General features: G+C 71.9%; 21 protein-coding genes and 2 pseudogenes. 15 read left to right on the forward strand and 8 right to left on the reverse strand.

All coding sequences use genetic code 11. The features are described 5' to 3' along the window. Window positions 1-71 precede the first annotated feature (71 nt). Genes WBK31_RS05775 through WBK31_RS05800 form a run of 6 tightly spaced genes read left to right on the forward strand, consistent with a single transcriptional unit; the run spans window position 72 to window position 6,075 of the window. Complete coding sequence (locus tag WBK31_RS05775) at window positions 72-1,481, forward strand: solute carrier family 23 protein (RefSeq protein WP_364067451.1); 1,410 nt, start codon at window positions 72-74, stop codon at window positions 1,479-1,481. Next, window positions 1,478-2,320, forward strand: coding sequence for an FAD binding domain-containing protein (locus WBK31_RS05780; protein ID WP_364067452.1), 843 nt, complete (start codon window positions 1,478-1,480; stop codon window positions 2,318-2,320). The genes WBK31_RS05775 and WBK31_RS05780 overlap by 4 nt, the downstream gene beginning before the upstream one ends. After that, complete coding sequence (locus tag WBK31_RS05785; RefSeq protein ID WP_364067453.1) at window positions 2,310-2,819, forward strand: (2Fe-2S)-binding protein; 510 nt, start codon at window positions 2,310-2,312, stop codon at window positions 2,817-2,819. The genes WBK31_RS05780 and WBK31_RS05785 overlap by 11 nt, the downstream gene beginning before the upstream one ends. Continuing rightward, window positions 2,816-5,176, forward strand: coding sequence for an aerobic carbon-monoxide dehydrogenase large subunit (gene cutA / locus WBK31_RS05790; protein ID WP_364067455.1), 2,361 nt, complete (start codon window positions 2,816-2,818; stop codon window positions 5,174-5,176). The genes WBK31_RS05785 and cutA overlap by 4 nt, the downstream gene beginning before the upstream one ends. An 18-nt stretch (window positions 5,177-5,194) precedes the next feature. After that, window positions 5,195-5,620, forward strand: coding sequence for a hypothetical protein (locus tag WBK31_RS05795; protein ID WP_364067457.1), 426 nt, complete (start codon window positions 5,195-5,197; stop codon window positions 5,618-5,620). A gap of 38 nt (window positions 5,621-5,658) precedes the next feature. After that, window positions 5,659-6,075, forward strand: a complete 417-nt coding sequence (locus tag WBK31_RS05800; RefSeq protein ID WP_364067459.1) for a hypothetical protein — start codon at window positions 5,659-5,661, stop codon at window positions 6,073-6,075. 37 nt (window positions 6,076-6,112) lie between these two features. Here the strand turns inward: WBK31_RS05800 and cydB are convergent, their stop codons facing one another. The 3 genes and pseudogenes from cydB to WBK31_RS05815 all read right to left on the reverse strand — a co-directional run bounded on the left by cydB (window position 6,113) and on the right by WBK31_RS05815 (window position 9,399). Then, the gene (gene cydB, locus WBK31_RS05805; protein ID WP_364067461.1) at window positions 6,113-6,994 is read right to left on the reverse strand and encodes a cytochrome d ubiquinol oxidase subunit II; all 882 of its coding nucleotides are present in this window, start codon (window positions 6,992-6,994) and stop codon (window positions 6,113-6,115) included. Between the two features lie 58 nt (window positions 6,995-7,052). Further along, window positions 7,053-8,366, reverse strand: a pseudogene (locus tag WBK31_RS05810) (cytochrome ubiquinol oxidase subunit I); the annotation flags it as partial. A gap of 196 nt (window positions 8,367-8,562) precedes the next feature. After that, the gene (locus WBK31_RS05815; RefSeq protein ID WP_364067463.1) at window positions 8,563-9,399 is read right to left on the reverse strand and encodes a polysaccharide deacetylase family protein; all 837 of its coding nucleotides are present in this window, start codon (window positions 9,397-9,399) and stop codon (window positions 8,563-8,565) included. A gap of 134 nt (window positions 9,400-9,533) precedes the next feature. Between WBK31_RS05815 and WBK31_RS05820 the strand changes: the two genes are divergently transcribed. The 3 genes from WBK31_RS05820 (at window position 9,534) to WBK31_RS05830 (ending at window position 11,905) form a co-directional block, all read left to right on the forward strand. Beyond that, window positions 9,534-10,199 carry a carbon monoxide dehydrogenase subunit G gene (locus WBK31_RS05820; protein WP_406674430.1) on the forward strand — a complete coding sequence of 222 codons (666 nt, stop codon included), beginning with the start codon at window positions 9,534-9,536 and terminating at the stop codon, window positions 10,197-10,199. 101 nt (window positions 10,200-10,300) lie between these two features. Further along, complete coding sequence (locus WBK31_RS05825; RefSeq protein WP_364067467.1) at window positions 10,301-11,197, forward strand: hypothetical protein; 897 nt, start codon at window positions 10,301-10,303, stop codon at window positions 11,195-11,197. Window positions 11,198-11,236: 39 nt separating this feature from the next. Beyond that, complete coding sequence (locus WBK31_RS05830) at window positions 11,237-11,905, forward strand: DsbA family protein (protein ID WP_406674431.1); 669 nt, start codon at window positions 11,237-11,239, stop codon at window positions 11,903-11,905. A 57-nt stretch (window positions 11,906-11,962) separates the two neighbouring features. On the opposite strand, the gene WBK31_RS05835 is transcribed toward WBK31_RS05830, so the two are convergent. Continuing rightward, the gene (locus tag WBK31_RS05835) at window positions 11,963-12,622 is read right to left on the reverse strand and encodes a thymidine kinase (RefSeq protein WP_364067471.1); all 660 of its coding nucleotides are present in this window, start codon (window positions 12,620-12,622) and stop codon (window positions 11,963-11,965) included. Window positions 12,623-12,699: 77 nt separating this feature from the next. Between WBK31_RS05835 and WBK31_RS05840 the strand changes: the two genes are divergently transcribed. From WBK31_RS05840 to WBK31_RS05850, 3 genes are read left to right on the forward strand one after another with little or no spacing between them, the layout of a single operon-like run. Continuing rightward, window positions 12,700-13,071, forward strand: coding sequence for a hypothetical protein (locus WBK31_RS05840; protein ID WP_364067472.1), 372 nt, complete (start codon window positions 12,700-12,702; stop codon window positions 13,069-13,071). A 7-nt stretch (window positions 13,072-13,078) separates the two neighbouring features. Then, window positions 13,079-15,079 carry a hydantoinase/oxoprolinase family protein gene (locus WBK31_RS05845; protein ID WP_406674432.1) on the forward strand — a complete coding sequence of 667 codons (2,001 nt, stop codon included), beginning with the start codon at window positions 13,079-13,081 and terminating at the stop codon, window positions 15,077-15,079. Further along, entirely contained in the window at window positions 15,072-16,880 is a 1,809-nt protein-coding gene (locus tag WBK31_RS05850; RefSeq protein WP_406674433.1) for a hydantoinase B/oxoprolinase family protein, read from the forward strand. Before WBK31_RS05845 ends, WBK31_RS05850 begins: the two co-directional genes overlap by 8 nt. A 37-nt stretch (window positions 16,881-16,917) precedes the next feature. Here WBK31_RS05850 and WBK31_RS05855 read toward each other — a convergent pair whose 3' ends face one another. Both WBK31_RS05855 and WBK31_RS05860 read right to left on the reverse strand, forming a co-directional pair. Beyond that, window positions 16,918-17,340 (reverse strand): NAD-binding protein, encoded by a 423-nt coding sequence (locus WBK31_RS05855; protein WP_378784390.1) that lies wholly within the window; start codon window positions 17,338-17,340, stop codon window positions 16,918-16,920. An 83-nt stretch (window positions 17,341-17,423) separates the two neighbouring features. Next, window positions 17,424-17,777 (reverse strand): annotated as a pseudogene (locus WBK31_RS05860) (NAD(P)-dependent oxidoreductase); the annotation flags it as partial. 65 nt (window positions 17,778-17,842) lie between these two features. Between WBK31_RS05860 and WBK31_RS05865 the strand changes: the two are divergent. Further along, window positions 17,843-18,508, forward strand: a complete 666-nt coding sequence (locus WBK31_RS05865) for a histidine phosphatase family protein (protein ID WP_406674434.1) — start codon at window positions 17,843-17,845, stop codon at window positions 18,506-18,508. On the opposite strand, the gene WBK31_RS05870 is transcribed toward WBK31_RS05865, so the two are convergent. Both WBK31_RS05870 and WBK31_RS05875 read right to left on the reverse strand, forming a co-directional pair. Next, complete coding sequence (locus WBK31_RS05870) at window positions 18,509-18,724, reverse strand: hypothetical protein (protein ID WP_406674435.1); 216 nt, start codon at window positions 18,722-18,724, stop codon at window positions 18,509-18,511. Further along, window positions 18,721-19,038: a uridine kinase gene (locus tag WBK31_RS05875; protein ID WP_406674436.1), complete on the reverse strand. Its 318-nt coding sequence runs from the start codon at window positions 19,036-19,038 to the stop codon at window positions 18,721-18,723. Before WBK31_RS05875 ends, WBK31_RS05870 begins: the two co-directional genes overlap by 4 nt. A gap of 80 nt (window positions 19,039-19,118) precedes the next feature. Here WBK31_RS05875 and WBK31_RS05880 point away from each other — a divergent pair, with 80 nt between their 5' ends. Both WBK31_RS05880 and WBK31_RS05885 read left to right on the forward strand, forming a co-directional pair. Next, entirely contained in the window at window positions 19,119-20,276 is a 1,158-nt protein-coding gene (locus WBK31_RS05880; RefSeq protein ID WP_364067484.1) for a CoA transferase, read from the forward strand. Window positions 20,277-20,350: 74 nt separating this feature from the next. Then, window positions 20,351-21,835, forward strand: coding sequence for a carboxyl transferase domain-containing protein (locus tag WBK31_RS05885; RefSeq protein WP_364067486.1), 1,485 nt, complete (start codon window positions 20,351-20,353; stop codon window positions 21,833-21,835). The last annotated feature ends 78 nt before the right edge of the window (window positions 21,836-21,913 follow it).

The following is a 21,913-nucleotide window of genomic DNA, read 5'->3' on the forward strand; positions in this document are numbered from 1 at the left end:
TGCCGTCCGGCCTAATGTGCCCGCAACGGTACGGGTCGCCTGCCCAGCGCCCAGCACAAGAGGGGCTTGCCATGGTTGTGGGATGGACCAAACACGGTGACGGCAGGCATCTGGCCCCCGGCGAGGTGGTCAGGCCGGACGAGCGGCTGAGCTGGCCCAGGATGGTGGGGTTCGGCGCGCAGCACGTCATCGCGATGTTCGGTGCGACGTTCGTCTTCCCCCTGGTGATGGGGCTGGACCCGAACGTCGCGGTGATGATGTCCGGCGTCGCGACGATCCTGTTCCTGCTGATCGTCAAGGGGAAGGTGCCTAGCTACCTGGGCACCAGCGCGTCGTTCGTCGGTGGCGTGTTCGCCATCAGGGCGGCGGCCGGCGGCGACACGGCCGGCGCGGACGCGATCGTGACGGGCGCGATCCTGGTGGCCGGGTTCGTGCTGGCGCTGGCCGGGCTCGCCATCCACTTCCTCGGGGTGGGCATCATCCACCGGATCTTCCCGCCGGTGGTGACCGGCGCGGTGGTGATGCTCATCGGGTTCGGCCTGGCGTTCGTGGTCGCGGACACCTACTGGCCGCAGGACCACTGGGTGGCGCTGGTCACGATGATCATCACGTTCCTGGTGATCGTGCTGTTCAAGGGCTTCATCGGGCGGATCGGCGTGCTGATCGGGCTGGTGGCGGGGTTCGTGCTGTCGTGGGTGCTCGACGTGACGGCGGGGCCGATCACGTCGGTGCTGCCGGGCGCGAACCTGCGCGACGCGTCGGGCGCGCCCTGCCAGGCCGAGGGCACGTACTGCGTGGCCACGGCGTTCCCGCACGACCGGGTGAGCTTCGACGCGGTGGCGCAGGCCGACTGGTTCGGGCTGCCGGACTTCCATGCCCCCGACTTCAAGACCTCTGCGGTGCTGCTCGTGCTCCCCGCCGTGATCGCGTTGATCGCGGAGAATGTGGGGCACGTCAAAGCCGTGGGGGAGATGACGGGCACCGACGTGGACTCGTACGTGGGCCGCGCCGTGACGGCCGACGGCGTCGCCACCGTGGTCACCAGCGCGGTGGGCGGCTCGCCGACCACGACGTACGCGGAGAACATCGGCGTGATGGCGGCCACGAAGGTCTACTCGACGGCGGCGTACTACATCGCGGCGCTGATCGCGATCCTGTTCGGGCTCTGCCCGAAGTTCGGCGCGCTGGTCGCGGCCACGCCGGGCGGTGTGCTCGGCGGTGTCACGGTCATCCTGTACGGCATGATCGGCCTGCTCGGCGCGAAGATCTGGATCGAGAACCGGGTGAACTTCGCCGATCCTGTGAACATGGTTCCGATCGGGGCGGGCATCATCCTGGCCATCGGACCGGTACAGCACGCCATCGGAGGCGACTTCATCCTGGAGGGCATCGCGCTCGGCACGATCGTGGTGCTGGGCGGCTACCACCTGCTGCGCGCCATCGCCGGGCGCAGCCCGGATGCCGTACGGAGCGAGGCGTGAAACCGCCGCCGTTCACCTACCACGCTCCGCGCGACGTCGGCGCGGCGCTGCGGACGCTCGCGGAGGTGGCGGCGGCCGGCGGGAAGGTGCTGGCCGGCGGGCAGAGCCTGATCCCCATGCTCAACATGCGGCTGGCCGCGCCCCCGCACCTGGTGGACATCAACCGGGTGGCCGGGCTCGACGGCCTGGAGGTGACGGCGGAGGGCGTACGCGTCGGCGCGCTGGTCCGGCACTCCGACGCCGAGCGAGCGGGCGCGCACCCGCTGCTGACCAAGGCGCTCAGGCTGGTCGCCCACCCCGTGATCAGGAACCGGGGCACGGTGGTGGGCAGCCTCGTGCACGCCGACCCGGCCGCCGAGCTGCCCGCGGTGCTGGCGGTGCTGGGCGGTCACGTGCGGCTGGCCCGGTGGAGCGACGGCGCCGAGTCGGTACGCGACGTGCCGGCCGCCGAGTTCTTCACCGGTCCCATGGAGTCGGCGGTACGGCCGGGCGAGCTGGCCGTCTCGGCGTTCTTCCCCGCCCTTGAGGAGGGCGCGGGGGCGGCCTTCCACGAGGTGGCGCGCAGGCACGGCGACTACGCGCTGGCCGGGGTGTGCGCGCTGGTCACGCCGGACGGGCGGGCGCGGCTGGCCTGCATCGGGGTGGGGCCGGTGCCGGTGGTGGTGGACCTGGACGACGCGCACGACCTCGCGGGGGCGGCGGCCGCCGTACGCGCCGCGACCGATCCTGACGACGACCTGCACGCCACCGCCGCCTACCGGCGGCACCTGGTGGGCGTGCTGGCCGAACGGGCGCTGCGCGAGGCGGCGCGGGAGGGGGCGCGGGCCGGTGACGCATGAGACCGTTCAGCAGAACGACACCCTGCACGAGATCACGCTGGTCGTGAACGGCACGGCCCGCCGTGCCCGCGTACCCGCGCGCCGCCTGCTGTCCGACTGCCTGCGGCACGACCTCGGGCTGACCGGCACGCACGTCGGCTGCGAGCACGGCGTCTGCGGCTGCTGCACGGTGCTGCTCGACGGCCGCCCGGTGCGCTCGTGCCTGACGTTCGCGGTCACTGTGGACGGCGCCGAGCTGACCACCGTGGAGGGGCTGGCCGGTCCGGGCGGGCGGCTGTCGCCGGTGCAGCGGGCTTTCGCCGAGTGCCACGGCCTGCAATGCGGCTTCTGCACGCCCGGCTTCCTGTGCACGGTGACCGCGCTGCTGCGCGACAACCCGGCACCGGCCGACGAGGAGGTCGTCGAGGGCATCTCGGGCAACCTGTGCCGCTGCACCGGCTACCAGAACATCGTCAAGGCCGTGCGCCGGGCCGCCGAGCTGCTGGCGGAGGAGACATGAGCACACGGTGGCTCGGCGAGCCGGTGGCGCGCAGGGAGGACCCCAGGCTGCTCACCGGCCAGGGGCGCTACCTCGACGACCTCGGACGCGACGCGCTCGCGGCGGCGTTCGTCCGCTCACCGCACGCGCACGCCCGCATCCGCGACATCGACGTCTCGGGAGCGCTCGACGTGGACGGCCTCATCGCCGTCTACACCTGGGAGGACCTGCCCGAACGCGTCGGCCGGCCGCTGCCGCTGCTGATCCCGCACCCGGCGCTCACCCACGGCCGCACCGCGTACCCGCTGGCCAGGGACGTCGTCAGGCACGTCGGCGAGCCCGTCGTCATGGTGGTGGCGACCGACAGGTACGCCGCCGAGGACGCCTGCGCGCTCATCCGGGTCGACTACGAGCCGCTGAAACCCGTCGTCGGCCTGGAGGAGGCCGTGCAGGGGGCGCAGCTCGTGCACGAGGACGTGCCGGGCAACGTCGGCGCGCACCTCGTCCAGGAGGTGCAGTCCGCCGACGGGCGCGCCGCCAGGGAGGCCATCGAGAGCGCCCCGCACACCCTCGCGTTCCGTCTCGACATCGAGCGCAGCGCCAGCATGCCGCTGGAAGGCCGCGGCGTGTACGCCCGCTGGGACGGCCGCGACCTGCGCGTCTACTCCAGCACCCAGACCTCCACCAGCGTCAGGATGGCCGTGGCCGCCGCGCTCGGCCTGCCGCTGCCGCAGGTCGAGGTGATCGCGCCCGACGTGGGCGGCGGCTTCGGCGTCAAGATCGTGCACCCGTGGCCGGAGGAGATCCTGGTGCCGTGGGCGGCGATGACGCTGAACCGCGAGATCAAGTGGACCGAGGACCGCCGCGAGCACTTCGTGTCGTCGGCGCACGAGCGGGCCCAGGTGCAGTACGTACGGGTCGGCTTCGACGACGACGGCCGCCTGCTCGGCCTGGATGTGACGATTCTGCACGACCACGGGGCCTACACCCCTTACGGGATCATCGTCCCGATCGTCACCTCGACGCAGTTGCTCGGGCCGTACAAGCCGGGCGCCTACCGGGTCGAGTTCACCGCCGTCTACACCAACACCGTGCAGGTCACCCCGTATCGCGGTGCCGGGCGGCCGCAGGGCGTGTTCTGCATGGAGCGCACGCTCGACAAGATCGCGCGCTATCTGGGCAAGGACCGCACGGAGGTGCGGGCGGTCAACTTCATCCGGCCCGACGAGTTCCCGTACGACCAGGGGATGACCTTCCAGGACGGGCGGCCGCTCATCTACGACAGCGGCGACTACCCCGAGATGCTCCGCATGATCAAGGAGCTGATCGGCTGGGACTCCTTCGAGCGGCGTCCGGGGCGCGGCATCGGCATCGGCTGCTACGTCGAGGGCACCGGCGTGGGGCCGTACGAGGGCGGGCACGTGCAGGTCACCTCCGACGGCCGGGTGCACGTCTCGACCGGGCTCACCTCGCAGGGACAGGGCCACGAGACGGCCTTCGCCCAGATCGCCGCCGCCGAGCTGGGCGTCCCCATCGAGCGGGTCAGCGTGGTCACCGGCGACACGCGCCGCTTCGGGTACGCGGTCGGCACCTTCGCATCGAGGGCCGCCGTCGTCAGCGGCAACGCCATCGCGCTGGCCTGCAGGAAGGTCCGCGAGAAGGCGCTGCGCATCGCCGCCGACGCCCTGGAGGCCGACCCGGCCGACCTGACCGTCACCGACGGGGTCGTGCACGTCGCCGGCACGCCGTCGGCGTCCATTCCGCTGTCCACGGTGGCCGTGCTCGCCAACCCGCTCAGGTACGCCTTCGACGAGGAGGCGGCCAGGGCCACCCAGTTCAGCGGCGCCGCGGACCCCGAGAAGCCGCCGGTCGCCGAGGGCGACGAGCCGGGACTGGAGGGGCGCGACTACTACTCGCCGATCCGCTCCACGTTCGCGGCCGGCATGCACGCCGCCATCGTGGAGACCGACCCCGACACCGCCGAGATCAAGGTCGTCAAGTACGCGGTGGTGCACGACTGCGGCCGGCTCATCAACCCGATGATCGTCGAGGGGCAGATCCACGGCGGCGTCGCCCAGGGCATCGGCGGCGCCCTCTACGAGCGGATGATCTACGACCAGCACGGCCAGCTCGTCAACGCCTCGTTCATGGACTTCCTCATGCCGTACGCGACCGAGATCCCGCGCATCGAGACCGGCCACCTGGAGACGCCGTCGCCGCTCAACCCGCTCGGCGTCAAGGGCGCGGGGGAGGCGGGGGTGATCCCGGTGTCGGCGGTCATCGCCTCGGCCGTCGAGGACGCCGAGGGCATCCCGATCGACCGCATGCCGATCTCACCGTCCGACCTGTACGCGCTGCGGGTGAACCGGAGGCCATGAGGGTGCGTACCCTCGCACATGACGACATTTCCACGTCTGGCCGCTTTCGCGCTGCTGGCCGGACTGGTCGCCGGCTGCTCATCGGGAGGCGGCTGGAACGACTACGTCGCAGCAGGCGATGCCGCGCCGCCCAGCCCGCAGCCGATGACCGTCGAGCAGATCTCGGCCAAGGTCGGCTGCAAGCCCAAGATGCAGGTGGAAGCCGAGGACATGCGCACCGCGTTCTGCAAGACGAAGGACGGCGAGTTCTTCGTCAACACCTTCAAGACCGAGAAGCTCAAGGACCAGTGGATGGACCAGGCGCCCGAGTACAACCCGCACCTGGTCGGCCCCAAGTGGACGGTGCTCGGGCCGCTGAAGGTGCTGGAGGTGCTCAAGGGCCCGCTCAACGGCGACCTGCACCTGACCGACCACCGGGTCTCCCAGACGCCGGCCCCCAAGTGACGCTGAACCCGGCTCGCCGCGGATCCGTACCTCCGCACATGACGACATTTCCCCGCCTGGCCGCCGTCGCGCTGCTGGCCGGACTGGTCGCCGGCTGCTCATCGGGGAGCGCCGGCGGCTATGTCGCGGCGGGCGCGCGGCCCGGCGCCGCCCCCCTCACCGTCGAGCAACTGGCCGCCAAGGTCGGGTGCGAGCCGCGGATGCAGGTGGACGCGCCGGAGATCCGTACCGGCTACTGCAAGACCCCCGACGGCGAGTTCTTCGTCACGACCTTCGCCGGCCAGAGCGGCAAGGAGGCCTGGATGGCCGCCGCTCCCGAGGACGACCCGCACCTGGTCGGCGACCTGTGGGCGGTGCTGGCCGGCCGGCAGGTGCTCGACCTGCTCGAGGAGCGGCTCGGCGGCGACCTGCACGTCAAGGACGCGGCGACCAAGGAGATGCGGGTCGTCGGCTGACGGCTCAGCCCGCCGCCACCAGGACCCTGAGGGCGGCTCAGCCCGCCGCCACCAGGACCCGCTTCCTGAACACCCAGTACGTCCAACCCTGGTAGACCAGCACGAACGGCAGGGCGATCAGCCCGATCCAGCTCAGCATGGTCAGCGTGTACGGCCCCGACGCGGCCTCGGCCAGCGTCAGCCCCGGCAGCGGCCGCACCCGCAGCTCCATGAAGGCCGCCAGCGTGGTCAGCACGATCGCGCCGGCCGTCGCGCCGAACGCCCAGCCCTCCCTGCGCCGCCAGATCAGCGCCGTGGCCGCGGCCAGCGCCGCCATGGCGCCCAGCGCGGGGACGGTGCCGAGGCTCGACAGCGCGACCACCGCGACCGGCAGCGTCGCACCGGCGGCGGCCAGCGCGGCGGCCCTGGCGCGGCGGCGCAGCCGGCCGGTGGTCTTCAGCGCCAGGAAGACCCCGCCGTGCATGACGCACACGGCCAGCGTGAACAGACCGCCGGCCACGGCCGCGAGCACGCTGCCGAACAGCAGGTGGCCGAAGACCGCGCCCCACAGGAAGGCGGGCAGCACGCTGCCCGCCGCCACCGCGGCGTCGCACCAGGCCGGGTTCGCGACCTTGCCGCGCCACTCCAGGCCGATGCCGCGCAGGATCAGCCCGACCAGGATCAGCGTCACCGGCAGGTAGAACGTGCTGAACACGCCGGAGTACCAGGCGGGGAAGGCGGCGAACATGGCGCCGACCGCGGTGATCAGCCACACCTCGTTGCCGTCCCACACCGGGCCGATGGTCTGCAGGCCGGCCCGCCGCTCGCCGGCGTTTCTGCCGACGGCCGGGGCCAGCATGCCCACGCCGAAGTCGAAGCCTTCGAGGACGAAGTAGCCGGTCCACAGGAAGGCGATGATGGCGAACCACAATTCGATCATGACTAGCTCCTCGGCTCTCAGTACATGAGCGACGGTTCGAGCCGCTCGCGCGCGGGCTCGGGGCCGGCTCCTCGATGCCCTTACGTACGTGCCGGGCCAGCAGCACGGCCTCGGCCACGGTGAAGACGCCGTACACGAGCGTGAAGACGGCCAGCGAGACGGCCACCTCGGTCACCGTCACGCCGGGGGAGACGCTCGCGGCCGTCAGCAGCTCACCGGCCACCGTCCACGGCTGGCGGCCGATCTCGCTGAGCAGCCAGCCCGCGATCACCGCGATCAGCGGCAGCGGCAGCGCGAGCAGCAGCGCCTTCGACAGCCACGCGGGGAAGTCCCGCTTGCGCCTGGTCAGCCACAGCCCGAGCACCGACAGGCCCACGGTGGCCAGCCCGAAGCCGATCATCACGCGGAACGACCAGAACACGACGGGCTGGTTCGGGCGGTAGTCGCCGGGGCCGAACCGCTCCTCGAACCGGCGCTGCAGGTCCTCGGTGCCCGCGACGACCGCGTCGGGGTCGTGGGCGGACAGGAAGCTCAGCACCTTGGGGATCTCGATGCCGGGGGCGATGCTGAACGGCGCGCCCGCCGTGTCGTGCTCAAGGCCCTCGGCGGCGGCCAGCTTCATCGGCTGCTGCTCGTACATGAGCCTGGCCGACATGTCGCCGGTGCCCGCGACGACCGCTCCGGCCAGCGCGGTCATCACCAGTGCCGCGCGGGCGGCGCCGCGCCACATGGCGGCGGCCTGCGTGCCGCGCGTGCGCAGCAGCCAGTAGCCGCAGACCGCGAGCACGAAGCCGCCCGCCACCACGAACGCACCGCCGATCACGTGCGGCACCTGGGCCAGCGCGGTGTCGTTGGTGAGCACCGCCCACAGGTCCGTCATCCTGGCCTTGCCGTCCACGACCTCGTAGCCGACCGGGTGCTTCATCCAGGCGTTGGCCGCGAGGATGAAGTAGGCCGACAGGTTGGAGCCGATGGCGGCCGCCCAGATGGTGGCCAGGTGCGCCTTCTTCGGCAGCCGGTCCCAGCCGAAGATCCACAGTCCGAGGAACGTCGACTCCATGAAGAAGGCCAGCAGCGCCTCCATCGCCAGCGGCGCGCCGAAGACGTCGCCGACGAAGGTGGAGTACTCACTCCAGTTCATCCCGAACTGGAACTCCTGCACGATGCCGGTGACCACGCCCATGGCGAAGTTGATCAGGAACAGCTTGCCGAAGAACTTGGTCAGCTTGAGGTAGTGCTCCTTGCCCGTGCGGTGCCAGGCCGTCTGCAGGCCGGCCACGAAGATCCCGAGACCGATGGTCAGGGGCACGAACAGGAAGTGGTACACGGTGGTCACCCCGAACTGCCACCGAGCCAGGTCAAGTGCGTCCATCATCCCCGCCGAAAGAGTCGTTGCTCTACAAGCTGTAGTACATCTACTGCCAGTAGTACTACAGCTCGTAGAGCATTGGGGTGCGAGGTTCGTCACATCCCCGCGCCTACTGGATTCGTGCTTCGAGAATGCCCGGCTGGGGCGGGGTGCCGCGTCGTCCGCCGGACGGATCGTCCGGTACGTCAGAGGGCGGAGCTCAGCGCGGGTCGGCGGCGTCCAGGTACGCCTGGAGGTTGCCCAGCGCGTACCCGCGGCGCTTGATCTTCTTCACCAGGATGCGGAAGTCCCTGGCCAGGTTGGGGCGGAAGTGCAGCAGCAGGATGTCGCCTGGGCGCAGCCGCTTGTCGGGCACCTGGTAGGCGATCTTGCCGCCCGGCTGCACGGTCGCCGTCCACAGCAGCACGGCCCGCACGCCGCAGCTCTTGGCGGCCCGCAGCGTGTCGGTGTTGTAGTTGCCGAACGGCGGGCGGAACAGCGCCGGCCGCGTCCCGATCTCCTTTTTGATCAGCTGGGCCGAGCCGCAGATCTCGCGGCGCTGCGCCGCGCGGCCGAGCAGGCGGAGGTTGGGGTGGGTGAGCGTGTGGTTCTCGATGGCCGCGCCCGCGTCGCGGAGCTGCCGGAAATATCCCCACTTGCCGGCGCCGACGTAGCGGGCCGTGCCGCCCGCCTGGTCGGGCGTGCCCTTGGCCTCCACCGCGTCCCGCATGGCGAAGACCGTGATCGGGATGCGCTCGTCGCGCACCTGCCGGACGAACCCCGGGTCCTGCTCCCAGCCGTCGTCGATGGTCAGGAAGACCACCTTGCGCGTGGTGGGGATGGAGCTGATCACCGGTGGCAGGTCGCCGGTGCGGGCGATCGGGCGTACCTCGCCCTTGCGCGGCCTGACGCCCGGAGGCCCCTGCGGAACGGTGGCGCGGGGTGAGGCCGTCGCCCGCGGCGTCCGCTCCGGTGCGGCGGGATCGGCAGGCGCGGCCGTGCCGCCGGAGCCGCCGGAACCGCAGGCGGACAGGGCGAGCACGCACACGGCGCCCATTGCGCCCGCTTTCCTGTACGCCCGCCACATCTTCACCATCGGCCCCTATCTTGCCAGTCATGATCGACCGGCCCGTCCGCATCTGGCAGGTGTTGCCGTTAAGCCGCGGCGCCCCGGCTGCTTAGAGTGGCGACATGAACGTGGCGGGCAGTGTCGTGATCGGGGTGGCCAGGGACCGGCTGTGGGCGGCGTTCCGCGACCCCGCCGTGCTGGTGCAGACCATCCCGGGGTGCGAGCGGCTTGAGGAGTGCGGTCCTGACACGTACCGGATGACGGTCAACGCGGGCGTCGCCTCCGTCAAGGGCGTCTACCAGGGCGAGGTGGCGCTGTCCGACCCCGTCCCGCCGGAGCGCTTCACGCTCAAGGCGCGCGGGCAGGGCGCGCCCGGCACCGTGGACGCCACCGTGCAGGTCAGGCTCAGCGAGGCCGACGGCGGCACCAGGGTGGACTACGACGCCGAAGCGGTCATCGGCGGCATGATCGGCGGCGTCGGTCAGCGCATGCTCGGCTCGGTGGCCAAGCGCACCGCGCAGGAGTTCTTCACCGCCGTCGAAGACCTCCTCCGCGCCCCGGTCCCGGCCGCCGTCCCTGCTGCGGAAGCCGGAGCCACGGAGGCCGGAGCGGTAGCGGCTGGTGCGCCGCTCGCGGGCGCGGGCGCCCAAGGGACGGGTGCGCTCACCTCCGGCGCGCCGCTCGCCGGCGCCGTCTACGAGCGGCCCGCCGAGCCGCGCACCCAGACCCGCCCGTGGGTGATGCTGGCCGCGTTCGGCGCCGGGCCGGCGTGGCGCTGGCCGGGGTGACGCTGGGCTGGCTCCTGGGACGGGGCACCCGCCGCCGCGCCTGACAGTGCTGACCTCCGCGACTATCGCGGAAAAGGATCTCCCGGCGTAGCGTGGCTGGTATGCGGCAGGCACGCGCTGAAGACGCACGTACGGAGGCCAGGAGGATCGTCCGCAGCCTGCTCGGCGAGGAGCACCCGACGGCCGAGCGGCTGATCGGCGACGTGCGTCCCGTGCTCGGCGACGAGCGCACCGAGCGCGCGCTCGAGCTCGCCCGCGGCGCCGCGCTCACCCGGCGCTCCGCCGAGCTCGCCGCGCTCGCGGCGCTGCTCGTCGGCACCCGCGAGCTGGGCGTGGCCTGGTGGGAGAAGCCGCGCGGCGGGAAGCTGCCGCCGCCCGACGAGGTCGTGCGCACCGCCGTGGCCATCGAGCCGTGGACCGATCTCACCACGCTGGAGATGCTCGCCGCCTGGATCGCCGACGACGCCGCAGACGAGCTGTGGGGCGCGCCGGTCGCGCAGGTCGATCTCAACTCCTGGCAGGCCGAGGACCGCTTCGCGCTGCCGCCCGGCGTCAAGCCGGGTCAGCGGCTCGTCGTCCACTTCGACGCGGGCGGCCGGCTCGACGCGGTCGTCATCCGGCGCGCAGACGACGAGCTCGGCTCCAACCTCGACTTCCACTCGCTGCGCTACTCCCGGCCCGCCGAGGCCCAGTGGAGCTGGGGCGTCGCGGCCGGGCTCGGGCCGCACCGCCTGCCGGGCGAGAGCCCCGACCCGTACGCCCGCGGGGTTCCCGAGTCCGCCGCCGCCGTCCTGCGGGCCTGGGCGGTCCGCCACGGCGCCACCCGCGAGCAGCTCGGCGACCGGTGGGAGACGGTCGGCGACGTGGTGGCCGCCATCGAGCGGGTCGACTGGATGTGGCGCAGCGGCGAGTGGTTCGGCTGGTGGCGCGGGGCGTCGGCGCTGGTCGACGACTCGGCGTACCTGCCGTACCGGCTGGAGGAACTGGCCGCCGGATAGGCGAGGAATCTTGGCGGCCCGCGCGCGGTTTGCACCGGCATGAAGGTTGAGATCTTTTCAGATGTCGCGTGCCCCTGGTGCTACATCGGGCACACACGGTTCGACAAGGCCGCCGAGCGGTTCCGTGCCAAGGGCGGCACCATCGAGGTGACGATGCGCCCGTTCCAGCTCGACCCGAACGCGACGGCCGAGGGCCAGCCGCTGATCCCGATGATGGAGCGCAAGTTCGGTCCCCAGGCGAAGCAGATGGTCGAACGCGTCAAGGGCGTGGGCGCGGAAGAGGGCCTGGATCTGCGCTTCGAGGACGCCATCAGCGTCAGCACGTTTGAGGCGCACCGGCTCATCAACGTCGCCACCAAGCAGGGCCGCGGCGAGGAGATGGCCGATCGGCTGTTCCGCGCCTACTTCACCGAGGGCCGCAACGTCGCCGACCCCGCCGTGCTGGCCGAGCTGGCGGCCGAGGTCGGCGTCACCGACACCGGCGAAGGGGCCGACGAGGTGCGCGAGCAGCTCGCCAGGGCGCACGCGCTGGGCATCAGCGGAGTGCCGCTCTTCCTCTTCGAGGGCAAGTACGCGGTCTCGGGCGCGCAGCCCGAAGACGCCTTCGCCGCCGCCATCGACGAGGTGGCCGAGCGCGTGGGGGAGACCCCGATCACCCAGCTCGCCGCCCCGGCCGACGGGTGCGCCGACGGCGCCTGCGCCATCTGACCGCCCGGTGGCAAGCCGCCAGATCCCCGTGCCGTCCCGCTCGTACGAGAGCCGCCGTCAGGCGGCGGAGCCCGACTCCGAGCCAGACCCCTCACCGAGCTGGCCGGCACGGTGGTGGCGGCGGCAGAGCACCTGATAGCGCACCGGCGCGTCGGCGGTGTCGCCGATCACGACCTGCTCGCCCGTGCGCACCATCTCCCCGCCCACGACGCGGGCGTTGAGCAGCCCAGGACGCCCGCACCAGCACAGCACCTCGACCTGCAGCCGGCACACCTCGTCGGCCAGCTCGAACAGCCGCTGCGCCGCGGGGAACATCACCGAGCGGAAGTCCGAGGCCAGCCCGAACGCGTAGACGTCCACGCCGTGCTCGTCCACCAGGTCGGCGAGCTGCTCGATCTGCGCGACGGTGTAGAAGCAGGCCTCGTCGCAGATCAGATAGTCGATGCGCTCGTCGTGCGAGGTGACGAGCGCCACCAGGTCGAGATCGTCCTCCACCTCGATCGCGTCCCGGCCGAGTCCGATCCTGCTGGTCACCCGGGGCCCGCCCGAGCGGTCGTGCTTGGTCAGCACCAGACCCCGCCTGCCCTGCCGTGCGTGGTTGTAGTTCATCTGCAGCGCCAGCGTGGACTTCCCGCAGTCCATCGGCCCGAAGTAGAACTTGAGCACGGCATCTCTGGCGCCCGCAGGTGCGGGGGACAAGGCAGACAGATCAGTCACGGGCCGCCAGCTTAGTGGCTTGGCTTGTTCCATGACCTCGTGGGACATTTCTCCCCTGGAGTTACAGGAGGACATCAGTGGTCACCGACAAACCAGCCTCGCTCGACGCCATGATGACGCAGGACGATCTCACCCCGGCCCAGGCCGACGCCAAGCGCTGGCGTTATGGTTTCCTCGTCGTCGTGGCGGGCATCGTCGCGGTCCTCGCGGCCTTCGGCGCGGCCGTGTTCGCCAGCGCCGAGTTCGCTCCCCTGTTCGCGGGCGTGGCGGGGGTGATCGGAACCATCATCGGCGCTTATTTCGGCGTTCAGGCAGGTCAGTCGGGTAAGGCCAGGGTGGAGGCCGAACTGGCCAGAACCCAGGAGATGGTCGTACGCCTGGCCGCGTACGTCGGCACGGAGAACGCGCCCCGAGTCATAGACGAAGTGCTCGGCCGGCGCCGGAGCTGAGGAGCCCATGCGTAGCGTCCGTATCGGAGTGGACACCGGAGGCACGTTCACCGACGTCGTGGCGGTGGACGAGCGGACCGGTGAGATCCTCACCACCAAGACCCCCTCGACCCCCGCGAACCCGGCCGACGGATTCCTCGCCGGCGTCGGCAAGCTGGGTCCGCTGGAGGTCTCCTCGATCGTCCACGGCACCACGGTGGCCACCAACAGGCTCCTCGAAGACCGCATCGAGAACCTCGGGTTCATCACGACGGAGGGCTTCGAGTTCATCCTGGAGATCGCCAGGCAGAGCGTGCCCGACGGCTACGGCAACTCCTACTTCTGGGTCAAGCCGCCCAGGATCGTCCCCGTCCACCTGGTCAAGACCGTCGGCGGGCGGCTCGACCACCGGGGCGAGGAGGTGCGGCCGTTCTCCGAGGAGCAGGCCGTCGAGGTGGCCCGCTGGTTCCGGGCCAAGGGGATCAACGCGATCGGCGTCTGCTTCCTGCACTCCTACGCCAACCCCGAGCACGAGCGGCGTATGCGCGACGTGCTGGCCCGCGAGCACCTCGGCGCGGTGGTCTCGCTCTCCAGCGACGTGCTGCGCGAATACCGCGAGTACGAGCGCTCGGTGACCACGCTCGTCGACGCCGCGGTCAAGCCGGCCATGCGCAGCTACCTGGCCAACCTGTCGAGCAGGCTCGGCAGGTCGTTCTCCGTCATGAAGTCCAACGGCGGCATCCTGTCGGCCCGCGAGGTCGTCAACCAGCCCATCACCACCGTCCTGTCGGGCCCGGCGGCCGGTGCGCTCGGCGCGGCGCTGCTCGCCCGCACGGCCGGCCACGACTCAGTGATCACCCTCGACGGCGGTGGCACCTCGACCGACGTGGCCGTGGTGATCGACGGCGAGCCCTCCATCACCACCGAGGGCACGATCGGCCGCTACCCCTGCAAGATCCCGATGATCGACATCGTCACCGTCGGGGCGGGCGGCGGCTCGATCGCCTGGATCTCGCCCGAGGGCACGCTCAAGGTCGGCCCCCGCTCGGCCGGCGCCGACCCCGGCCCCATCTGCTACGGCAGGGGCGGCACCGAGGTGACGGTCACCGACGCGCACGTCTTCCTCGGCCGCATCCCGCCGCACCTGCTGGGCGGGGAGATCCCGCTCGACGTCGACGCCGCACGGCACGGCATCGAGTCGCTGGCCGCCAAGCTGGGGCTCACACCGGAGCGCACCGCGACCGGCATCCTGGAGATCAGCGCGTTCAACCAGAGCAACGCCATCCGCCAGCTCACCGTCAAGCGGGGGCTCGACGTGCGGGACTTCCCGCTGGTGACCTTCGGCGGCTCGGGGCCGCTGCTGGCCTGCCGGCTGATCGACATCCTCGGCCTGCCGTCGGTCCTGGTGCCCCGCGACCCGGGCAACGTCTCGGCGTTCGGGCTGCTGTCCGTGGACGTCAAGAACGACTACGTCCGCACGTACGTCACCCGCGACCTCTCGCTCGGCAAGGCCGTCGAGATCTTCCACGACCTGGAGCTGCAGGCCGCCGAGGCGCTCGACCGCGAGGGCTTCACCGAGCCGATCTTCCAGCGCAGCGCCGACCTGCGCTACTACGGCCAGGCGTACGAGGTGCGGGTGCCCGCCCCCGCGGGCGAGATCGACGAGTCCTGGCACGCCGAGGTCGTCGCCCGCTTCCACGACGCCCACGAGAAGCTGTACGGCTACGCCTATCGCGACGACCCGCGCCACGGCGTCGAATGGGTCAACCTGCGCGTCTCCGGCACCGGCCCCATCGACCGCCCGGTCATCCCGCGCCTGGAGCGGCCGGGACAGGGCGCCACGTCGGTGCGTCCCGTGCACTTCGACGAGACCCGCGACACCCCGATCCACCAGCGCGCCGCGCTCGGTCCCGGGGCGACCGTCACCGGACCGGCGGTGATCGAGGAGTACGGCTCCACGATCCCCATCCACCCGGGCTTCACCGCCAAGGTCGACGAATACGGAAATGTGGAGATAAGTCGTGACTGATCCGATCCTGGTGGAGATCGTCGAGGGCACGCTCGCCTCCGTCGAGAAGGAGGTCGAGACCGCCATCGCGCGCACGGCCCGCTCGCCGATGATCCGCGACGCCCACGACTTCCGCGCCGGCATCCACGACGTCCGGCTGCGCAAGCTCACCGGACGCTCCTACAGCGCCCTCGTCCAGCCCATCGTCCGCGACTTCCCCATCGAGACGATGAAGCCCGGCGACGTCTACTTCCACAACGACGTCTACCTGTCAGAAGGCGGCATCGGCCACCTGCCCGACCTGTGCGTCACCGTCCCCGTCTTCCACGAGGGCGAGGTGGTCGCGTTCGTGCAGGCGTTCGGCCACCACGACGACATCGGCGGCTCGGTGCCCGGCTCCATGCCCTCCCACGCCCGCTCGGTCTACGAGGAGGGCCTGATGGTGCCGCCGATCAAGCTGCGCGACCAGGGCGTGCCCAACGAGGCCGCGCTGCGCATCATGACCCGCAACTCCCGCATGCCCGACTCGCTGGCCGGCGACCTCGACGCCGAGTGCTCGGCCTGCCTGATGGGCGCGCGGCGGCTCGCCGAGCTGTTCGAACGCTACGGCAGGCAGGCCGTCGAGGAGTGCTTCGACGCGATCATCGACAAGACCACCGAGACGTTCCGCAGGGAACTGCTGTCGAAGATCCCCGAGGGCACGTACGTGTGGGAGGACTACGCCGAGCACGACGGCGTGGACGAGCCGCGCCTGCACGCCCAGCGCATCACGCTCACCGTCGACCACTCCGCGCAGGCGCCGCTCACCATCGACTTCACCGGCACCTCGCCCCAGGCCAAGGGCCCCATCAACCACGCCGGCGACTACGCCGACGGCGTCTTTTTGAAGAAGTGGCTCGCCCCCGTGCTGCGCAACCTCGCCGACACGCCGGAGCGCATGGCCGAGCTTGACGTCAACGAGGGCGTCGTGCCGCTGATCAAGATGGTCTTCCCCGAGAAGGGCACCCTGCTCACGCCGATCTTCCCCGCCCCCACCAACGCCCGCACCTTCGTCATCCTGCGCCTGCTCGGCGTGCTCGCCGGCGTGCTGGCCAAGGCCACCGGCGGGCGCATGCCGGCCGACCAGGAGACCATCCGCTACACCGGCGTGTACGGGGTGGACGACGAGGGCCTGCCGTACCTGATGCGCGAGGTGCTCGGCGGCGGCTCCGGCGGACGCTGGTACGCCGACGGCGAGGACACCATTCACATCGTGCCCGACTCGCGCAACATCCCCGTCGAGTTCGCCGAGGCCCGCTGGCCGCTGCGGGTCGAACGGCTCGGCCTCGCCTGCGACTCCGGCGGTCCCGGCATGTTCAGGGGCGGGCTCGGCTACGACAAGCACATCAGGATGCTGCGCAACGCCTCGTACATGTCGATCGCGGACCGGTCGATCCTGTCCTGCTGGGGCGTCAACGGCGGGCTCGCCGGGCGGCCGTTCCGCGTCGAGATCAACGGCAAGGAGATGGAGGGGCTCGTCGACGACTACCCCGTACAGGCCGGCGAGGTGATCAGGATCCGTACCACCGGAGGCGGCGGCTGGGGCTCGCCGTACGATCGCGACCCGCGCGCGGTGGCGGCGGACGTGCGCGACGGCAAGGTGTCGATCGCGGGCGCACTCGGCGACTACGGCGTGGTGCTCGACGGCGACCGCATCGACGAGCAGGCGACGGCCGAGCTGCGCGCCCGCCTGCGGCCCCCGGCCGACCGCTTCTTCGACCGGGGACCCGGCTACGCCAAGCTCGCAGGCGGCCGCACCCACGCCGAGGTCGACGAGCTCTGACGCCCGCCACGGGGGCGGCCGCCGTTCCAGCGACGGCTCAGAAGCTGGCGAAGTAGGTGGCCGCCATGTCCTCGTCGCCGTGGCCCTGCGCCTCGGCGCGGCGGAACCGCTCACCGGCGGCGGCCACCACGTCGAGCCGCACCCCGGCGGCCTCGCCCGCCTCGGTGATCAGCCGGGTGTCCTTCTCGGCGTTGCGCACCGAGAACGCCGGCGCGAAGTCGCCCGCCAGGATGGCCTTGGACTTGGCCTGGAAGTACAGGCTGTCCAGCGGCCCGCCGCCGATCACGTCGAGGACCAGCTCGGGGTCGATCCCGAGCCCCTTGGCCAGGGCGAGCGCCTCGGCCACCACGGCGGTCGTGGAGACGGCGACGCTGACCGTGGCCAGCTTGAGCCGGGTGCCCGCGCCGCTCGCGCCGTCCTCGTCGAGCCAGAACGTACGCTTGCCGACCGCGCCGAACACCGGCTCCAGCGTCTTCCTCGCGGGCTCGGGCCGGCCGCGAGAATGATCAGCGCGCCCTGCTCGGCGGGCTGCTTGGTGCCCTGCACCGGCGCGTCGACGAACGTCAGCCCGTGCTGCGCGGCCAGCGCCGCCAGCCGCTCGACGCCCGCCACGCCGACCGTGCTCATCTGCGCCCACACCTGGCCGGACCGCAGCCCCGGCGCGGCGGCGGTGATCGCCTCGTGCACCGCGTCGCCGTCGCTCAGCATAGTGACGATCACATCGGCGCCTTCGACCGCCCGCGCGGGCGAGTCCGCCACGGTGGCGCCGTCGGCCTCCAGGGGCCTGGCCTTGTCGAGCGTGCGGTTCCACACCGTGACCTTCAGACCGGCCTTGGCGAGATTGCGGGCCATGGGGAGCCCCATGATGCCCGTTCCGAGAACTGCAACAGAAGTCATATGGTGATCCTACGACTATTAAATGATCACTCACTTGGCCGGGGGGCGTGTGTGAAGATGGCGGCATGCGACCGTCCGGCATCATGGCCGTGCGTCACGGCGAGAGCGAGGCCAACCTCGCCTACCGGCTCGCGGGTGACCGGCCGCTGGTCTACGAGCGCGGCGACGACGAGGTGACGCTGACCGAGCTGGGCCGTACGCAGGCGGCGGCGCTCGGCGGGATGCTCGCCGCGCTGCCCGAGGACGAAGCCCCCGAGCTGGTGTGCTGCTCGCCGTACCGGCGGGCGCTGGACACCTGGGAGATCGCCGGGCGGGAGTGGGGCGCGCGCCCGCCCGTCATCGTGGACGACCGGCTGCGCGATCAGGAGCCGGGCGAGTTCGCCGGGCTCAACCTGGCCGCGCTGCGCGAGCGCTTCCCCGGCGAACTGGCGCGGCGCGAGGCCGAAGGCCCCTACGCCTACCGCCCGCCGGGCGGTGAGTCGCTGGCCGACGTCACGGTCAGGCTCCGCGACTTCCTCGCCGACGACCTGGGCGGGCGGGCCGACGGGCGGCGGCTGCTGATGGTCGCGCACGACTCCGTGGTGCTGGGGCTGCGCCACGTGCTCGGCGGGCGGCCCGACACGGAGCTCGCGGAGGTGCTGGCGTTCGCGCCGGTGCTGAACGGGTCGGTGTCGGTGTGGCGGGCGGGCGAGCTGGTCCGCTTCAACGACGTCACCCACCTCGCGTCGTGATCACGTTCTGATGACGAGATCGGCGCGCTCCTTCGTACGGTCGGCGGCGAACCACTCGCGCTCGGCCGCGAACCACTCCCGCCAGCGCGGCTCCAGCTCGGGCCCGTCGCGCTCCAGCACCCGCCGCATCCGCTCGGCGTCGTCGGCCTCCACCCACACGGTGTAGGCGAGCAGATCGGCCACCGAGGCCCGCGCCGTGCCGACCCCTTCGATCACCAGCGCCGGGCCGGCGGCACCGCCACCTGTTCGGCGTACGCCCCGCGCACCCAGTCGTACCTGCGGAAACCGCCCGGCCGGCCGTGCTGGAGCGGGCGCAGGACCTGCGACTCCAGCAGGTGGAACCAGCCGCCTGGCCCCTCCTCCCACGGCACGGGGAAGTCGTCGCTGTGGATCACCTGGCAGCCGAGCTCGGCCCCGAGCCGTCCCGCGAACGTCGTCTTGCCCGATCCCGCGGGCCCGTCCACCGCCACCAGGCGTACGGGACCGCAGGACGGAGCCAGACCGGTGATGCGCGAAGCCAGATCGATCATCGCCATCAGGGTAGAGGAAGAGGGGCGGACGCCTGCGAGAATGTTCATTCACCCCATAACGCGCGTGGGAGGTTGGGATCGTGCTCGGACCCCTCAGCGGCATCGTCGTGCTCGATCTGTCCAGGGCCCTGGCCGGGCCGCACGCCGCACAGCTCCTCGGCGACCTGGGAGCACGGGTGATCAAGGTCGAGCATCCGGACGGAGGCGACGAGTCACGCGGCTGGGGGCCGCCCTTCGTCGGGCCGGATCACGACATCTCCACCTACTTCCTGGCAGCCAACCGCAACAAGCAGTCCATCGCCGTCGATCTGAAGTCCGATGAGGGCAAGCGGCTCATCAAGCGGCTCGTCCGCCAGAGCGACGTCCTGATCGAGAACTTCCGTACGGGAGTGCTCGACCGCCTCGGCTTCCCCGTCGAGCGGCTGCACGAGCTCAACCCCCGCCTCGTCATCCTGTCGATCACCGGCTTCGGCCACGACGGCCCCGAGGCCGGCCGCCCGGGCTACGACCAGATCGCCCAGGGCGAGGCCGGCCTGATGTCGCTGACCGGCCCTTCGCCCGATGAGCCCTACCGCGTCGGCGCGTCCATCGCCGATCTGCTGGCCGGCATCCACGGCGCGTACGGCGTGGCCTCCGCGCTCTTTGAGCGCGAGCGCACCGGCAAGGGCCGGGTGGTGCGCACGTCCCTGCTCGCCGCCGTCACCGGCGTTCACTCCTACCACGGCACCGCGTGGACGGTCGGCGGCCAGGTGCCCAGGGCGAGCGGCAACCATCACGCCTCCATCACCCCGTACGGCGCGTTCCGCTGCGCCGACGGCATGCTGCAGATCGCCGCGGGCAACGACAGCCAGTGGCGCAAGGTCGCCGCGCTCCTCGGCATCGACCCCGAGCAGCCGCGCTACGCCACCAACCGCGACCGGTTCCTGCACCGCGACGAGCTGATCGCCGACATGGAGAAGGCGCTGGCCGCCCACGACCGCGACCACTGGCTGGCCGAGCTGAGCGCGGCCGGCGTGCCCGCGGGCGCGATCAGGACGCTCGACGAGGTCTACGGCTGGGAGCAGACACGTTCGCAGGGCCTGGTCATCCAGGTCGATCACCCGGTGCTCGGCCCCATCGAGCTGCCGGGACCGCCGCTGCGCTTCGACGGCCTGCCTCCGATGACGCACACCGCCCCGCCCGCACTCGGCCAGGACGGCCCCTCCGTGCTCGCCTGGCTCGAGGAGCGCGAACGATGAGCGACGATCGGTGGCACCGGCGGGGGCGCTCGTGCGTCAACATTGCATCGTTGGCAGACATCTAGGGAGCGATAGTGAGCCGACCGGACGCGCGCACGCTGATTGACACGGTCCTTGACCGGGGGTCGTGGAAATCATGGGATGTGCCGCCCGCCGATCCGGCCGAGCCAGGCTCCTCCTACGCCGACGAGCTGGCCGCGGCCCGCATCAAGTCCGGCTACGACGAGGCCGTGATCACCGGCGAAGGGCTGCTCGGCGGCCGCAGGGTGGCCGTCGTCGCGTGCGAGTTCTCGTTCATGGCGGGCTCGATCGGGGTGGCCGCGGCCGAGCGGTTCGTCACCGCCGTCGAGCGCGCCACCCGCGAGCGGCTGCCGCTGCTCGCCGCGCCCGCCTCCGGCGGCACGCGCATGCAGGAGGGCGCGCTCGCGTTCGTCCAGATGGTGAAGATCACCGCGGCGATTCAGGCGCACCGCTCCGCCGGTCTGCCGTACGTGGTGTATCTGCGGCATCCGACGACCGGCGGCGTGTTCGCGTCGTCGGGGTCGCTCGGGCACGTCACGGCCGCCGAGCCTGGGGCACTGATCGGGTTCCTGGGGCCGCGGGTGTTCGAGTCGCTGCACGGCTACCCCTTTCCCGAGGGCGTGCAGGTCGCCGAGAACCTCCACCGCAAGGGCCTGCTGGACGCCGTCGTGTCGGCGGAGGAGGCCAGGGAGGTGGCGATCAGGGCGCTGTCCGTGCTGGCCGACGACGGCTCCGGCGTGGTCGCGGGCGAGCCGCCCGAGGAGGACCTGCGGCCGGTCGAGGCGTGGGAGGCCATCACCCGGTCCCGGCGCGACGACCGTCCCGGCGTACGCGCGCTGCTCAAGCTCGCCGCCACCGACGTCACCCCGCTCAGCGGCACCGGCGAGGGCGAGAACGAGCCGGGGCTGCTGCTCGCGCTGGCCAGGTTCGGCACCGCGCCGGCCGTGGTGCTCGGCCAGGACCGGCGCTTCCAGCGCACCAACGCGCCGCTCGGCCCGGCCGGGCTGCGGGTGGCCAGGCGCGGCATGCGCCTCGCGGCCGAGCTGGGCCTGCCGCTCGTCACCGTGATCGACACCGCGGGGGCCGACCTGTCGAAGGCGGCCGAGGAGGGCGGGCTGGCCGCCGAGATCGCGCGCTGCCTGGCCGACATGGTGACGCTCGAGGCGCCCACGGTCTGCCTGCTGCTCGGCGAGGGCGCGGGCGGGGCCGCGCTGGCGCTGCTGCCCGCCGACCGGGTGCTCTGCGCCCAGCACGCCTGGCTGTCGCCGCTGCCGCCCGAGGGCGCATCCGCCATCCTCTACCGCTCGGTCGACTTCGCCCCCGAGATCGCCCAGGCGCAGCGCATCCGCGCCACCGACCTGCGCAGCGACGGCATCGTGGACCGGGTCGTGCCCGAGCTGCCCGACGCCGCGTACGAGCCGCGCCAGTTCTGCGAGCGGGTGGGGCGGGCGCTGGAGTACGAGATCGCGCACCTGCTGCGGCAGGGCAAGGAGGAGCGGCTGGCCGCCCGCCACGCCCGCTACCGCCACCTCCGCTGACCCGCCACCCGGCCCGGCCGGCCTCCGACCGGCGCGCAGGCCCGCGCCGGTCATCGCGCCTCCGGCGTGCCGGTGTGC

Source organism: Nonomuraea sp. N2-4H (genome assembly GCF_045291505.1).
GTDB classification, from domain to species: domain Bacteria; phylum Actinomycetota; class Actinomycetes; order Streptosporangiales; family Streptosporangiaceae; genus Nonomuraea; species Nonomuraea fastidiosa.